This is a genomic window from Nannocystis pusilla, assembly GCF_020073745.1.
In the GTDB taxonomy this organism is placed as follows: domain Bacteria; phylum Myxococcota_A; class Polyangia; order Nannocystales; family Nannocystaceae; genus Nannocystis; species Nannocystis radixulma.
Window position 1 is genome coordinate 195,355 of the sequence record NZ_JAIRAU010000047.1, and the last position, 14,575, is coordinate 209,929.

Consider the following 14,575-nt stretch of genomic DNA (forward strand, 5'->3'; position numbering starts at 1 on the left):
CCGACCCGTGAAACGTTGCGCGACGCCGACGGCACCGACTCGACCCTCGTCGCCGTCACCCCGGGGCAGATGATCGGTCAGCGCCAGCGCCCGCAAGAGGAGCTGTACGAGACGCTCGAGCGGCCGCTCGAGGACTCGCTCGCGCAGGCGGCCGCCCCTCCCGACACGACGCTCGCGCTCGATCAGACCCAGGCCTCGCGCCCGGGCGCGCTCGTCGGGCCGGGGGTCGCCCCGCCCCGCTTCGGCCGCTTCGCCGTGCTGCGCACCCTCGGCGAGGGCGGCATGGGCGTCGTCTACGCCGCCTACGACGAGGAGCTCGACCGCCGGATCGCCATCAAGGTCCTGCGCGACGCGACGCCCGACCCCAACGCCCGCGATCGCATGGTCCGCGAGGCCCAGGCGATGGCCCGCCTGTCGCACCCCAACGTGGTCCAGGTCCACGAGATCGGCCAGCAGGGCGGCCAGATCTACGTCGCCATGGAGTTCGTCAAGGGCCTGACTCTTCGGACATGGCTCTCCGAGCAGGCCCGACCGTGGCGCGAGATCCGGGACATGTTGGTGCAGGCCGGGCGCGGGCTGGCGGCGGCGCACGCCGAGGGCCTCGTGCACCGCGACTTCAAGCCGGAGAACGTCCTCATCGGCGGCGACGGCCGGGCCCGCGTCGCCGACTTCGGCCTCGCCGGGGCCGCGGGCACGCCGGCCGCGCTCGAGAACGGGCCCGACAGCGTCGCGCTGCGGCTCGGGCGGCACAACGCCTTCAGCACCTCGCTGACGCTCGACGGCACGATCATGGGCACGCCGGCGTACATGTCGCCGGAGCAGCACCGCGGCCTCCCCACCGACGCGGGCACCGACCAGTTCAGCTTCTGCGTCGCGCTGTGGGGCGCGCTGTACCGCCAGCCGCCGTTCGCCGGCAACAACCTGCTCGACCTGGCCGACTCGGTGTGCACCGGCGCGCTCGTCAAGCCGCCGCCGAGCGAGGTGCCGGCGTTCATCCACGACGCCCTGGTGCGCGGCCTCGCGGTCGAGCCGGCCCGGCGCCACGCGTCGATGGACGCGCTGCTCGCGGAGCTCACCCGCGACCTCGCCGTCGCGGCGCCGAGCCGCTGGCGCGCCGTCGGTTTCGCCGTCGCCGCCGCCGCCGTCGCCGCCGTCGCCGTGCTATTCGCCACCCGCGAGCGTCCGCCGACCCCCGAGGAGCTGGCCCACATCGCCCAGCTGGCCGTCGACGCCCGCGCCGCCGGCTCCGCGGCCCACTGGGTGTACCCGCCCGCGGCTGACCCGAAGGACACGTCGATCCTCCGCGTCGTCGCCCTCGACCGCACCGAGGGCCCGGCCGAACGCCCCGCGCGCGACCAGGCCCAGGAGCTGCGCAAGGAGTTCGCCGACGCGCTGGCCGACCTCGGCGACAACTACTGGGACACCGACGCCGGCCGCCCCTTCGCCCGCGACTTCTACTCGCAGGCGCTGGTGTTCCAGCCCGACCACCCGCGGGCCCGCGAGCGCGGGCTGTACACGCCGGGGCAGATGGCCGAGCTGCTGGCCAAGGCCGAGCGCGGCGAGTTCACCGCCCAGGACCTCGCCGCCGCCGAGCTGCTCGAGATCCTCGCCGAGGGCGACCGCGAGCGCCGCGACGCCCGCCTGCGCAAGTTCGTGCGCGAGCGCGGCGCCGCGGTGCAGACCGAATTGCTGGCCGCGCTGCTCGGCCCCGACGCCGTTCTGGATGTCCCCAAGGACATGCCCGAAAAGGCAGCCGAACCGCCCCCCGCCGTCGAGCCTCCGCCGGTGGTCGCCGTGGCCGAGCCCCCACCCGAGCCCGAGCCGGCCGCGCCGACCCGCCCGCGCCCGGGCAAGCCCGAGGCCAAGCAAGCCCCGACGCCCACGCCCGCCCCCGCCGCCGAGCCCGAGGAGCAGCTGGCGCAGGCGGCCCAGGACCGCGCCCGCTCCGACGAGCTGACGAAGCAGGGCGAGGCGGCGCGCCGCAGCGGCGACTTCGCGGGCGCCGAGCGCCTGTTCAACCAGGCGCTGGCCGCCTACAACCGCAACGGCGCGGCGCTGATGGGCCTCTCGGACGTCGAGTTCGACCGCGGCCACTTCGAGCAGGCGGTGGTGTTCGCCGAGCGCGCGGTCAAGGCCGAGCCGAAGAAGGGCGACTTCCGGATCCGCCTCGGCGACGCCTACTTCAAGGTCCTGCGCTACCCCGACGCCAAGGCCCAGTACGACAAGGCGGCCGAGCTCGGCCACGCCAAGGCGGCCGGCCGGCTCGACAAGGTCAAGGAGAAGATCGGTGGCTGACGCCCTGTTCTCGCGGACATGTTCTGAGATGCATGCCCCATCGGACATGTCTCCCACCGACCGGCCGCCGCGCCCGCTCTCGCCCTCCATGCGCTCACGGACATGTCCCGCTATTCATGTACTTTTGGCCATGTCGCTGATCACCGCCCCGGTGTCCGCGCAGCCGGCCGCATCCGCTCCCGCGGCGTCCGCCTCTGCGCCGGCCGCTGACGCGCCGAAGCTGGCGATCGCCCCGATCACCATCAGCGGCGCCGACGATCCGCTGCTCGCCTCGCAGCTCGAGCAGGACCTGCGCGGCGGGCTCGCGCGCGGCAGCCTGCAGCTGCTCGACAGCGAGGCCGTGGCGGGCGTGGCCGGCGGCCCGTGCAGCGACGACGCCTGCCTGGAGCGCCTGCGCGACCAGCTGGGCGCCGCGTTCGTACTCAGGGCCCAGGTGACGGTCAGCGATCGGGACTACACCCTGCGGCTCGAGCTGGTCGCCACCCGCGACCTCGGGCGCGCGGCCGAGAGCGAGCGCGGCTGCGAGCTGTGCGGCCTCGCCGAGCTGCGGGCGCTCACCGCCGATCAGGCCGCGCGCCTGCTGGCCAAGCTCGACGCCCTGGCCAAGCCGCCGCCGGCCTTCGAGGTCGCGACCACGCCGCCGGGCGCGCTGGTGTTCATCGACGATCAGCTGGTCGGCGCCGCGCCGGTCGAGCGCACCGTGCTCGAGGGCAAACATGTCGTTCGGGTCATGTCCGAAGGGTACGTCCCGGAGGAGCGCGAGCTGGTCGCGGTGGCCGGCCTGCGCGAGAGCCTGCAGATCGACCTGCGGCGCACCCCCGAGTCGCTCAAGCTGCGCGGGGCCGGCTGGGGCCTGCTGTTCAGCGGCATCCCGCTGCTGGCCGCCGGCGTGGCCCTGCTGGCGATCGACGGCTACGAGTACCGGGGCCGCTGCAGCGGCCCCGACGTCGACCTCGAGGGCCGCTGCCGCTTCGTGTACAACACCGACTGGGGCGGCGGCGGATTGCTGGCCGCGGGGGCGCTGCTCGGCACCGCGGGGACCATGCTGCTGTTGCGCACCCGCGACCGCGGCAAGACCAAGCTGCGCGCACGTCTCGGGCCCACCTACATCGGCCTCAGCGGCGCATTCTGAGTCGATCGGGCGTAATCGCCGACACTGCCGAATTGTCGCACCCGCGGCGCCGACAGCTGTCCGATCGACGCTTGCGGCCCGACGGCGCGTCGCCGCGGTCGAATCACGGCCGCGTCGCGGCGCGCGAGGTGCCCGTGGCGCACGTCATGGTCGATGCATTGCCGCCACCCTGCATCCGCCCAGACTTGAGGTCGAGTTCAACGACCGCCTGTTCGCACGACATGACGCGCGACGAAAGTACGACCCATGCTGTCCCATTGCCCGCCCCGCCACGCCCGCCTCGCGCTCGTCGCCCCGCTCGCGGTCGCGTGCACCTGCGGCCCGGAGTTCGGCCGGCACACCCGGGCGGTGCGCGAGCTCCCGTACTTGACCAGCGTGACGTTCTACGAGTCGAGCGGCGCGGTCGTCCCGCTGAAATTCGACCCATTCGGCCCCGAGCTCAACGCTCGCCTGCCCGACCCGCTCGGCCCCGGCAACTGTGACGTCGCCTTCGAGCCGATCGGCGAATACTACGACTTCTATTACTCCGACCGCGCCGGCAACTTCGACGCCGGCGGCAGCTACATCACCATCAGCGCCGTCTACCCCGTCGCCGCCCCCGAGCGCGGCGGCCTCAACGTCGCCGAGGTCGAGCTGCGCTACCTCGACCTCGTGTACGAGCGCGCCGACACCCTCGGCAGCTTCGCCGGCCTCGGCGACAACTTCCTGCTGTTCTCGGTCGACAACGCCGTCGACGACGACCTGGCGACCACCACCACCATGGGCAACACCACCGGCGATCCGGGCGAGCGCCTGCGGATCACCGTCGGCTTCGAATCGTCGCTCGACGCGCCCATGTGACGAGTTTGGGAGCCGCCGATGCCGCCGCTGCGTGTGTCGGGCTGACGCGCAGCGGCGCATCGGCGGCGACCAAAATGACCGCAGAGCCGGTCACGCCGGGCGCTGCTGCAAATCGGCGATCGGCTCGAGGCTCAGCGCCGCCGCGCGATAGGCCCGCAATTCGTCGATGCGCGGGTCGTTCGCCAGCCGCTCGAACAGCTGGCGGGCGTGCGTCGCGCTGGCGAAATTGAGGCTGACCACGACCTGCTGCTGCACCTCGGCCGGCATGGTGTCGAACTGGCGACCGAGGCGCTGGGTGTCGATCGCCCCGCGGATCTGGAGCTGCTCGCGCAGCGCCTTGGCCCGGCTCTCGCCGACGTACACGAACATCAGGGCCTGGTCCTGCCAGTCGCAGATCCGCTGCAGATTGAGCGACGAATTGAAGAACAGCCGCGGCGCCGGCACGAACGCCAGCGCGTGCACCGAGCCGATGTTCTCCTCCTGCAGCCGCTGGCTGTCCTCGGCGCCGACGCCCTCGATCACGCGCAGGCCGATCCCCGAGTCGGCGACCTCGATCTCGGCGCCGAGCATCGCCGCCGCGCGGTTCGACACGGCGATGAACGCCCGGTCGCCGAGCAGGCCGACGGCGATGCCCATGGCGATGCTCGCCTGCGCCGACTTCGGGTCGGTGCTCGACACCGTGAGGCACGCCAGCAGCCCGCCGCTCACCACGCACAGGCCGAACGAGCGGGCCGCGTCGGCGAAGGTGCGGGTGGTCGCGTCGTAGCCGGCGATCCGCACCAGGATCCGGCCGACCGACAGCATGAACGAGGTCGTCGCGGTGCTCAGCACCGTCCACGCCACCCACACGTGCCAGGTCGGCGGCGCCTCGCCGATGTTGGGGAACAGCTGCGCCGGCGGCAGGTGGATGCCCAGCACGCAGAACGCCAGCATCGCCGAGGCCAGCAGCCCGAACACGCCGACCTGCGGCAAGAGCCCCGACTCGTAGCGCATCTGCGCCCGCCCGCGCTCGTACGCCCACGTCGCCTCGCAGCGCGCCTTCGTCTCGGCCGAGAGCGGGTGCTCGTGCGGGTCGTCGCGGCACTGCAGGTTGAAGTTCCGGCGCGAGAAGCGGAACAGGATCATGCGCGCGACGATGTGCAGCATCACGTTCGGCAGCGCGACCAGCACCGCCAGCAGCAGCGGCACCGTCTTCAGCGTGACGAACCCGAGCGGCGAGACCGTGCCGTCGCCGATGACCCCGGCGAGCGAGGCGTACGTCGACACCAGCAGCGCGAACCAGGCCATGAACGCCATCAGCCGCGCCCACCCGTACGTCATCGCCACCGAGAGCAGGCGGTAGAACCCGTCGCGCGCCCGATTCTTGTCGTCGGAGGCCGTCACCCCGGCATTGTCCGCCGTTTCTCCGCCCGAGGAAACGCGCACGGCCGCGCAGCCGCGGGCGCGCCCGCGCGCGACGGATCCGCGCAGCGGCCCGCTCGCCGGCAAATCGCAGGTGACCGGCTCGCCCTTCGGCAATCAAATGACATGTCTCAAAGACCATATCATTACATAACCCCGGACCTCGTCGTCGAGCCCACCGTTCGAGGTACATGTCCGCGAGGACATCTCGTCCGTGAGACTCGCGGCGGCACCTGCAGGCGTCTCCGCGGAGCGCTCCCAGCACGACGAAGCGGCTTTCGGTCTCCCGCGTCGGGGCGGCCGCCCCCACGCTCGCTCGCGCCGACGGCTCCGCGCGAGGAAGGCACGATTGACAGGCGCGTGACGATCGACGATTGGAACCGGCATCATGGCTTCCTCGCATAAGTCTTCTCGCCTGCTCCTGGTCTCGACGCTCCTCCTCGCCTGCGGCGGGTCCGGCGGCGACACCGAGGGTTCGTCGTCCTCGTCGTCCTCGTCGTCGACGGCCACGCCCGACCCCACGCTCACCGAGGGCGCGTCGTCCTCGTCGTCGACGACCACGCCCAACCCCACGGTCACCGAGGGCTCGACCCCCGACTGCGAGATGTTCACCTACGATCTGCACGTCACCGCCCTGAGCGCGGCCGAGGCCGTCGATTTCGTGTCCGTCGCCGGCCTCAATTCCCACGCCGCCCTGGCGCTCGCCGCCGACGGCCGGCTGTTTCGCGCCGACGACTCCGGGGTGTTCCACGCGCTGGCCATGCCGGCCGACCCGGCGCTGGGGCGGGTCGAGATGGCCGACGCGGACACGTGGATGGCGATCGGCGCCGGCGGGCTCGCGCAGCGCAGCGTCGACGGCGGCGACAGCTGGTCGCCCGTCGACGTCGGCACCGAGGCGGCCCTGCGCGACGTGGCGTTCTTCAACTTCGCCGATCCGCCGTCGAACCAGCAGACGCTGCACGGCGTCATCGTCGGCGACGGGGTGGTCCTGCGCTCCGACGACGCCGGCGCGACCTGGTCGCCCGTCGCGCTCGCGCCGGAGCTCGCGGGCTCGCTGCGCGCCGTCGACGGCTCGGACCGCCTCATCGCCGTGGGCGACGCGGGTCTGGTGATCCACAGCCTCGACGGCGGCGTGACGTGGGAGCAGGTCGACAGCGGCACCGACGCCGACCTCCTCAAGGTCGCCTTCGTCTACGACGACGCCGCGATCGTCGCCGCGACCGGCGAGGTCCTCGATCGGTCCGGGGACGGGTTCGCCCCCAACACCTTGACCGTCCCGGCCGTCGACGTCGGCCGCGTCGACGACGTGCTCGCGGTGCTCCACGGCGACGGCACGATCTCCGGCTGGCCCGCGAGCGAGATGGTGGCCGAGCCGGTGCTCGTCGGCGCCGGCGCCCGCGTGCTGTCCCGCGGCAACGCCTCGGGCGCGCTGGCGGTCGGCGACGCCGGCCTCGCCGCCTTCGTGATGCGCACGATCAACGAGCCCTGCGAGCTCCCCGACGAGTTCTGAGCGCGCGGAGCTCCGCGCTCGCCGACATGTCCCGAGGGACAGTTCAAACCGTCGCGTCCGGCGGGCAGGCGCAGCGCGTGCCGTTCGTCCGTCCGCTCGCCGGCCGTCGCGCCCGCGGCGGTCCTGCGACCCGGCGCACACCGGAGCGGCGACGAGCGTCCGTCGCTCGCCGCGAGCGGTGGCCGGCGCGGGCGACCGCGTCCACCTTGCGGCGATGTCGCCTGCGGTCGCCCTGCTCGTGTCGCTCGCCGTCGCCCAGCCGTCCGCGCCGCCGCGCGAGCTCCCGCCGGCGCTGCCGCTGTCGGGCGCCGGCCTGCTGGTCGGCGCCGGCGTCACGGGTGCCCTCGGTTTGACCGCGCACATCTGGCGGATCGGCATCCTCCGCAACGGCTGCAACGGCCAGCTCGTGTTCCCCGAGCTGCACGTCACGGTCACCAGCTGCATCGACGACACGTTGCGCTACCTCGGCCTGTCGACCGTGGCCCCGCTGCTCAACTTCGCCGCCGTCGGGCTCGCGGCCGGCGGCGGCACCGTGCGCGGGCGGTTCGCCTCGTGGAACCGCACCCGCCACGATCGCCGCAAGCGGATCGCCCCCGCTTACATGGGCGCCGGCGCCGGCGTGCTCGCGCTCGGCCTCGCCATGTACATCGGCTCGCGCGTGGCCCTCGTGCGCGACGCCTTCGGGGTCGACGCCTGCAGGCGCGAGGCCGACCTGACCATGGACTGCGTGCGCAACACCTGGAGCGCCTGGCTCGTGCTCACCGCCGCCGGTCAGTCCTTGACCGTCGCCGGCGCCGGCCTGCTCGCCTACGGCGTGTCGTACGCGCGCGGCGCCCGGCTCGCCCGCGGCCTCGCCCGCGTGCGCGTGCAGCCGACCATGGCCGGCCGCTTCGTCGGCCTCGCCGTCACCGGGCGGTTCTAGGGACATGGCGAAGAGAGCATGTCCATGAGAACATTGTCGATACGACATGTCCCCGTGAACATGCCCTGAGAGGCACCTTCTCAGGGCGCGAGAAAGCGGCCCGGACCGCCGGTCCGGGCCGCGAAGGTCCGAGCCGACCGCTCAGTACCGGCGCCGGCGCCGGCCGAGCAGGCCCAGGCCGAGCAGCATCAGCGCCCCGCCGGTCGCCTCGCCGCCGCCGGCCGCGCAGGCGCAGCCCTCGTTGTCGTCGTCGAGCCCGCTGGTGACGCCGCCCGTGCCGGTCGCGCTGGTGACGGGGCCGGGGCTGGTGGCGCTGCCGGTGGTCGGGTCCTCGCTGCCGGTGGTCGGCGCCGACCCGGTGGAGTCCTCGCCGGTGCCGGACAGGCTGTCGCCCTCGCTGTCGTCGCCGGTGCTGGTCGTGCCGACGGGAGGCTCCTGATTGATGCACAGCGTCACGGGCTCGGCCTGGCCCTCGTTGCCGACCCAGTCGATCGCCTTGGCCCCGACCTCCCAGCAGCCGGTCGGGAACGCCACGTTGACGAACTCGAACGGGTCGGAGATGTCGACGCCGCCGACCTCGTTGCCGTTGATCAGGAGGTGGACCTCCTTCACGCCGCAGCCGCCGGCGTTGTCGGTCGCGCCGACGGCGATGTTGGTCGACACGTTCGCCACCATGTCGGGGGCCATCAGCACGGTCCCGTCGGTCGGCGTGGTCACGTTGACCGTCGGACCCTGCTTGTCGGCCGCCTCGTCGCAGGCCGCCGCGCCGCAGGTGACGCTCTGGCCGCCGACCGGGCCGCCGTTGCAGCCGCTGCCCCAGTCGCCGTTGCCGGCGCCCGGATCGAGCGGGAAGCCCTTGCACGCCGGCGTCGGGGCCCACGTGCCGTCGACGTTGTGGCACGGCGTCAGGTCGATGCCCGACTCCTTCTCGAACCACTCGATGCCGTTGTGCATCATCGAGTACATGCCGCCGCCACCGCACGCGCCGCCGTACGACGTGATGCCGAAGACGCGCCACGACCCGTCGGCCAGCTGCACGAACACCGGCCCGCCCGAGTCGCCCTGACAGCTGTCCTTGCCGCCGCCGCCGATGTCGGCCTCGCCGTTGCCGGTGATGCCGTTGATCGTCGTGACGACCTCGCGCTTGACCCCGTACGGACCGGTGTCGGCGTTGCCGAACCCGACGATCGTCACCTGCTGTCCCTGCTTCAGGATGTCCGTCTCGCAGCCCATCAGGATCGGCACGATGGGGATGTCGAGCTGCGGCTGCGACAGCTTGCAAAACGCGAAATCCTGGCCGTTCCCGGGCTGGCCGCCGGGGAAGGTTCGGCAGAATTCGGTCGGCACCTGGCGCTTCGGCCCGTTGATCGTCTCGCCGAGCATCACGGCGTTGTAGCCCGAGCCACAGTGCGCCGCGAAGATGACCACCTCCGGGTGGACCAGCGTTCCGGTGCACTGACCGAGCATCGACACCGTCGTCGGCCATCCGCAGGCGACCGTATCCTCGCCGCCGTAGATCTCGGTCGGCTCGACCGGGAACGCGAGCTCGTCGGGCGGCTCGTCGGCGGCGGCCGGGGTGGCGAACGAGAGGGCGACGAAGGCGGCTGAGATGTGCGCTGGGGGCCTCATCGCCCTACCATGGCACTACGGCCAGCGCCCGACCAAGGGGTACGCCCCTGTGGGTGTGATCGGGCGGTTTCGCGCGAGGGGTCCCTACCGGCCGTGGAAACGCACGCATTACGCTGTTTACCCCCGCTCACGGTTTGCAGGTGAGTTTTGCTACCGTGGATGACCCGAGGAGTGGTGGCATGAACTTCGAGCAAGGAATTTTCGGACAGACTCTCGCGTTTGCGGGCGTTTTGGCCCTTTTCGCGGGCTGTGGTGACGACGGCGGCGGCAGCAGCGGGACGGCGGTGATCCCGGACACGGACACCTCGACCGGAGCGACGGGGACGACCGCCGAGCCGACCAGCGGGACCACCGGCGTGAGCACGGACGCGCCGACGTCCACCACCTCCGACGACACCACCGACACGACGAGCGGCGGCCCGATCGAGCCGCCTGCCTACGACCAGTGGCTGACGATCCCGCTCCCAGGGGCGGTGTGCGGCAACAACAGCCAGTACAAGATCTTCGTCAACTTCCACGAGGGCGCGAAGGATCTGATCGTCATGCTCGAGCCGGGCGGCGCGTGTTGGGACTTCGACACCTGCTCCGGCAAGGCCGACCTCGGCGCCGCTCACCCCGACGGCATCCCCGACGACCTCCTCTACGACCCGCTGACGAAGAACCTGTCCCCGCTGATGCGCCGCGACGTCGAGGGCCTCACGAAGGACTGGAACATGGTGTTCATCCCGTACTGCACCGGCGACGTGCACACGGGCAACAACGTGATCACCTACAAAGATCCCGAGGGCGTCGAGCCCGACCTCGAGTTCCACCACAACGGCCACAACAACGTGATCGCCGCGACCGAGTGGATGGCCAACCAGTTCCCGGGCACCGACCGCCTGTTCGTCACCGGCTGCAGCGCGGGCGGGGCCGGCTCGCTCATCAACTACCACTTCTTCCGCTCGCGCATCGACGCCCAGCGCGGCTACCTCATGGACGACTCGGGCCCGATCTTCCCGAGCACCGGCTGGTCCGGCCCGCTGCACGAGAAGATCCGCTCGTCGTGGGACATCGACTCGGTGCTGACCGAGCTGCCGCCCGGCTACGAGGTCGAGGACGACTTCGGCGTGCTCAACACCCACATCGCCGATCTGTACCCCGAGGACCGCCTCAGCACCGTGTTCTTCCAGCGCGACTACAACTACTCGCGCTACTCGTACGAGCGCTTCTACCCCGACATGACGAAGGAGAAGATCCACGAGTACTGGGCCGAGGACACCGACCTGATGACGGCGCTGTACGACCCGTACCCGAACATGGCCTATTACCTGCCCTACTGGCGCGGCCTCAACGACAGCCACTGCGTCTCGATCATCTCCTACCTCGACACGGAGATCGAGGAGCAGGGCATCGACCTCGGCGACTTCATCGCCGACCTCCTCGACGACGACAAGCCGCTCACCAGCTACCGCGAGAGCGTCCAGCCCGACGAAGACAACTAGGCCCACGACGGCCGCCGCGCGCGCTGGCGAACGCGCGGGCGGCCATTGACGGACGCGGGCGGGAGCCCTACGGTCGGGCCTCGGGAGCCGTATGGACCTCAGCGGACGTTGGGAATTCAGCTTCGACCGGACCCTCAACGGGCAGCTCGCCCCCACCACCGTGCCCTCCGAGCTGATCATCATCCAGCTCGACGCCGACCACTTCGTCGGCCGCTACGTGTTCCCGGGCGACGACCCCAGCCGCTTCGAGGGCACGCTCTACACCAGCGAGCGCGGCACCCTGTTCTCGATCCGCCAGACCAACGAGCGCACCGGCTACCACGCGCTCTACGTCGGCAAGGTCGAGAACGCGACCAGCCTGTCCGGCATCTTCACCGATGTCGCCGGGCCGGCCGGCGACGTCCGCCTGCGCAAGATCCCGTGAACGAGCGCCGCTCGCCCGCCGTGACCGGCGAGCGAGCGACGTGTCGCGAACGAGCGCTCCGGCGCGCCGCGCGGGCGGCCGGAGGCGCGGGTGCTCACGGCTTGCGGATCGTGGCGGCCAGTCGGTAGATGAACTGGGAGTTCGGGACGTTCTGGACCGCGTCGGAGGCCTTGACCTGCACGTAGTAGGTGCCGGCGGCGAGGCCGTGCGCGCCGGTGTCGAGCGGCGAGGAGCCGGTGCCGTCGATCAGCGAGCAGAAGCCGCGGCCGTCGTCGTCGTCGTTGGCGATCTCGACGCCCTGGGCGTTGAACAGGGTCAGCTCCGAGTCGATGCCGTTCGACTCGCAGGTCTCGACGGTGCGGTCGCCCTCGATGACCTCGAGGCGCAGCGAGCTGCCGCTGACCGGCACGTCGATCCGGTAGTAGTCCGAGTCGGACCCGGTCGAGTGGTCGCCGAACACGAACACGTCGGAGCCGTCCTGGATGTTGAGGCTCGCGGCGGCGCTGGTCTCGTTCGGCTCGGTCTCCGTGCCGGCGTCGGCGAGGACGACCGACTCGAGCAGGTAGTCGGCGATCGCCGCGTTGTTGCCGGTCTCCCCGAGCTGCACGTAGGTCGTGCCGGCCGGGAGCGGGAACACCACGGCGCTGCAGCTGCCGATGCCGGACGTGGTGTCGGAGATGATCTGCGTGTTGTTGCTGTTGAACAGGGTCAGCGTCGTCGTGACGGCGGCGTTGCAGTCGTACTTCGCGGTGAAGCTCTCGACGCGGACGAACGACGCGGCGGCGAGGTCGACACGGTAGCGATCGAGGTCGCCGTTGGGCGTGATGCTGCCGGTGTAGAGCGAGGTCCCGTTCGACACCAGGCCGGTGGCGTCGGCCTCGGCGTTGGTGTTGTTCGGCTCGATCTCGGCCGTCGCGTCGTCGACCTGGCACGTGGCGCTGCAGCCGTCGCCGTCGGCCGCGTTGCCGTCGTCGCACTGCTCGCCCGGCTCGAGCTCGCCGTCGCCGCAGGCGACCTCGTTGAGCCTGATGTCGAGGAAGTACTTGGCGATCGCGCCGTTGTCCTGCCAGTCGATGACGCGCACGTACAGGGTCTCGCCCGGCGGCACCACGAAGTTGGTGATCAGCGAGCAGCTGTTGATGCCGTCCTGGTCGTCGTCCTCGAGGAGCTGGTTGGCGGCGTTGCGGACCTCGATGACCGTGTCGATGGTCTGGCAGGTCCCCGGGCCCCCGGCCCCGAAGGTCTCGAGCCGCATCACGACGGGGTTGGCCCCGGTGTTCTGGACGGCGTAGATGTCGTCGTCGCCGGCCGGCTGGATGGCGGCCTCGATCAGGGCGTCGCCCGTGAAGGGCCCCTGGGCGTTGACGGTGCTGAAGTCGTTCACCCCGATCGCTACCATCGCGTCGTCGTTGGGCTCCACCTCGTCGATCGCGGTGACGCAGCCCGAGAGGTCGAAGCCGCACTCCGCCGTGCAACCGAGCGTGCCGAAGTCGGCGCCCTGCGTGGCGCAGGTCTGGTCGCCGAGCGCGGCGCCGTCACACTGCTCGTCGCCGCCGAGGACGCCGTCGCCGCAGGTGGCGCACATGCTGGTGTCGAGCGCGGCGCAGTCGGCCGCGCACCCGAGCGTGCCGCTCTCGAAGCCCTCGGACACGCAGTCCTTGCCGGCGAGGTCGGTGCCGTCGCACACCTCGTCGCCCTGGATCGCGTTGTCACCGCAGGCGAAGCAGGCCGACGTGTCGAACACGCAGGAGTCGGGCGTACAGGCCAGCTCGCCGCCGCTGAAGCCCTGCGAGACGCAGTCCTCGCCGCCGAGCTCGGCGCCGTCACACTGCTCGGCGCCCTCGATCGTCTCGTCGCCGCACGTGGCCAGCACACACTGCGAGACGTCGAACTCGCTGCAGTCGGCCGCGCACCCCAGGGTGCCGTCGTCGAAGCCCTGCATCGCGCAGTCCTGCCCGCCGAGCTCGGCCCCGTCGCACACCTCGCCGTCGTCGAGCACGCCGTTGCCGCAGTCGAGCGGCGCGGTGGTGTTCGTCGTGTCGGTGTCGGTGTCGGTATCGGTGTCGGTGGTCGTCTCGGTCGTGGCCGTCGTGTCGGTCGTCGGGTCCGTGGTCGTGGTCGTCGTCTCCGTCGCCGTGACGGGCGTCGTGTCGGTGTCCTCGGTCGTGCCGGTCGTCGTCGTCGTCGACGGGTCGGTCGTCGTGGGCACGCCGGTGGTCGGGTCCGGCGACGTCGTCGAGGCGTCGGTGGTCGTCGACGTGTCGGGCGTCGTGTCCGTGGTGGCGGTGCCGTCGTCGCCGCACGCGCTCAGGGTCGCGATCGCAGCAAAGAGTGAAGTGGATAGAGCATTCCTGCGCATGAACCCGGGATGCTATGCAGTGCCGACCGACGAAGAAAGTGCGGCGAGCGGTGCACACCCCCTCCGCATCGACCTGCATCCGCAGGAACCGCGGAGCGAGCGCCAGGGCTTTGCCTGATGCGCAACCTCCCGCACGCATTGCCCGCGCTCGGCGGAGATGTCCGCGATGACATGCCGCTCACCTGTCGCAGCCAGACCGCACGGGCGCGGCGACGCGGCCCTATCGCGACCCCGCGGGGCAAATTCCAAACATGACTTTCAAGACAGGTGCGAACCGGCCGCCGGCCCGCGCCGAGGATCGATCCCGACATGGCTCTCGGGACACCCAGGAATCCGCGGGGACCCCCGGGCGAGCGACCCGAACATGACCTCGCGACAGCTGCGAATCCGCCGCCGACGCGACCTCGACCTGGCCTTCGAGACACGCCCGAGCCGACCCCCGGCCCGGCGACCTCGACCTGACCTTCGAGACACGTGAGAGTCCCGCCCGCGCGCCAGCCCGCGCAGCCGGCGGCGAGGCCGCCGCCCCGTTGCAACATGGCGCAAAAGACATGTCCCGTGAGACATACCCGGCCCGAC

The 14,575-nt window shown here is 71.6% G+C and carries 10 protein-coding genes; 7 read left to right on the forward strand and 3 right to left on the reverse strand.

Annotated features, from left to right (window positions below; all coding sequences use genetic code 11):
- Nucleotides 1-15: 15 nt before the first annotated feature.
- The 3 genes from K7C98_RS33950 (at nt 16) to K7C98_RS33960 (ending at nt 4,267) form a co-directional block, all read left to right on the forward strand.
- The gene (locus K7C98_RS33950; RefSeq protein WP_224195995.1) at nt 16-2,295 is read left to right on the forward strand and encodes a protein kinase domain-containing protein; all 2,280 of its coding nucleotides are present in this window, start codon (nt 16-18) and stop codon (nt 2,293-2,295) included.
- A 130-nt stretch (nt 2,296-2,425) separates the two neighbouring features.
- Nucleotides 2,426-3,427, forward strand: a complete 1,002-nt coding sequence (locus tag K7C98_RS33955; protein ID WP_224195996.1) for a PEGA domain-containing protein — start codon at nt 2,426-2,428, stop codon at nt 3,425-3,427.
- A 246-nt stretch (nt 3,428-3,673) separates the two neighbouring features.
- Nucleotides 3,674-4,267, forward strand: coding sequence for a hypothetical protein (locus K7C98_RS33960; RefSeq protein WP_224195997.1), 594 nt, complete (start codon nt 3,674-3,676; stop codon nt 4,265-4,267).
- A gap of 90 nt (nt 4,268-4,357) precedes the next feature.
- Here the strand turns inward: K7C98_RS33960 and K7C98_RS33965 are convergent, their stop codons facing one another.
- A complete protein-coding gene (locus K7C98_RS33965; protein WP_224195998.1) occupies nt 4,358-5,650 on the reverse strand; it encodes a hypothetical protein in 1,293 nt (430 codons plus the stop codon).
- Between the two features lie 406 nt (nt 5,651-6,056).
- Between K7C98_RS33965 and K7C98_RS33970 the strand changes: the two genes are divergently transcribed.
- Nucleotides 6,057-7,178 (forward strand): WD40/YVTN/BNR-like repeat-containing protein, encoded by a 1,122-nt coding sequence (locus K7C98_RS33970; RefSeq protein WP_224195999.1) that lies wholly within the window; start codon nt 6,057-6,059, stop codon nt 7,176-7,178.
- A gap of 214 nt (nt 7,179-7,392) precedes the next feature.
- Nucleotides 7,393-8,100 carry a hypothetical protein gene (locus tag K7C98_RS33975; protein WP_224196000.1) on the forward strand — a complete coding sequence of 236 codons (708 nt, stop codon included), beginning with the start codon at nt 7,393-7,395 and terminating at the stop codon, nt 8,098-8,100.
- 141 nt (nt 8,101-8,241) lie between these two features.
- Here the strand turns inward: K7C98_RS33975 and K7C98_RS33980 are convergent, their stop codons facing one another.
- Complete coding sequence (locus K7C98_RS33980; protein ID WP_224196001.1) at nt 8,242-9,729, reverse strand: S1 family peptidase; 1,488 nt, start codon at nt 9,727-9,729, stop codon at nt 8,242-8,244.
- A 230-nt stretch (nt 9,730-9,959) separates the two neighbouring features.
- On the opposite strand from K7C98_RS33980, the gene K7C98_RS33985 reads away from it, so the two are divergent.
- Together K7C98_RS33985 and K7C98_RS33990 are read left to right on the forward strand one after the other, a co-directional pair.
- The gene (locus K7C98_RS33985) at nt 9,960-11,213 is read left to right on the forward strand and encodes a pectinacetylesterase family protein (protein WP_224196002.1); all 1,254 of its coding nucleotides are present in this window, start codon (nt 9,960-9,962) and stop codon (nt 11,211-11,213) included.
- 91 nt (nt 11,214-11,304) lie between these two features.
- A complete protein-coding gene (locus K7C98_RS33990; protein WP_224196003.1) occupies nt 11,305-11,637 on the forward strand; it encodes a hypothetical protein in 333 nt (110 codons plus the stop codon).
- 94 nt (nt 11,638-11,731) lie between these two features.
- Here the strand turns inward: K7C98_RS33990 and K7C98_RS33995 are convergent, their stop codons facing one another.
- Complete coding sequence (locus K7C98_RS33995; RefSeq protein ID WP_224196004.1) at nt 11,732-13,996, reverse strand: DUF4215 domain-containing protein; 2,265 nt, start codon at nt 13,994-13,996, stop codon at nt 11,732-11,734.
- Nucleotides 13,997-14,575: the final 579 nt, after the last annotated feature.

What these genes read in the sequence shown, in the direction of transcription:
- K7C98_RS33975 (WP_224196000.1), top strand. Translation starts at nt 7,393, where the DNA reads ATGTCGCCTGCGGTCGCCCTGCTCGTGTCGCTCGCCGTCGCCCAGCCG.
- K7C98_RS33970 (WP_224195999.1), top strand. Translation starts at nt 6,057, where the DNA reads ATGGCTTCCTCGCATAAGTCTTCTCGCCTGCTCCTGGTCTCGACGCTC.
- K7C98_RS33995 (WP_224196004.1), bottom strand. Translation starts at nt 13,996, where the DNA reads ATGCGCAGGAATGCTCTATCCACTTCACTCTTTGCTGCGATCGCGACC.
- K7C98_RS33980 (WP_224196001.1), bottom strand. Translation starts at nt 9,729, where the DNA reads ATGAGGCCCCCAGCGCACATCTCAGCCGCCTTCGTCGCCCTCTCGTTC.
- K7C98_RS33960 (WP_224195997.1), top strand. Translation starts at nt 3,674, where the DNA reads ATGCTGTCCCATTGCCCGCCCCGCCACGCCCGCCTCGCGCTCGTCGCC.
- K7C98_RS33955 (WP_224195996.1), top strand. Translation starts at nt 2,426, where the DNA reads ATGTCGCTGATCACCGCCCCGGTGTCCGCGCAGCCGGCCGCATCCGCT.
- K7C98_RS33990 (WP_224196003.1), top strand. Translation starts at nt 11,305, where the DNA reads ATGGACCTCAGCGGACGTTGGGAATTCAGCTTCGACCGGACCCTCAAC.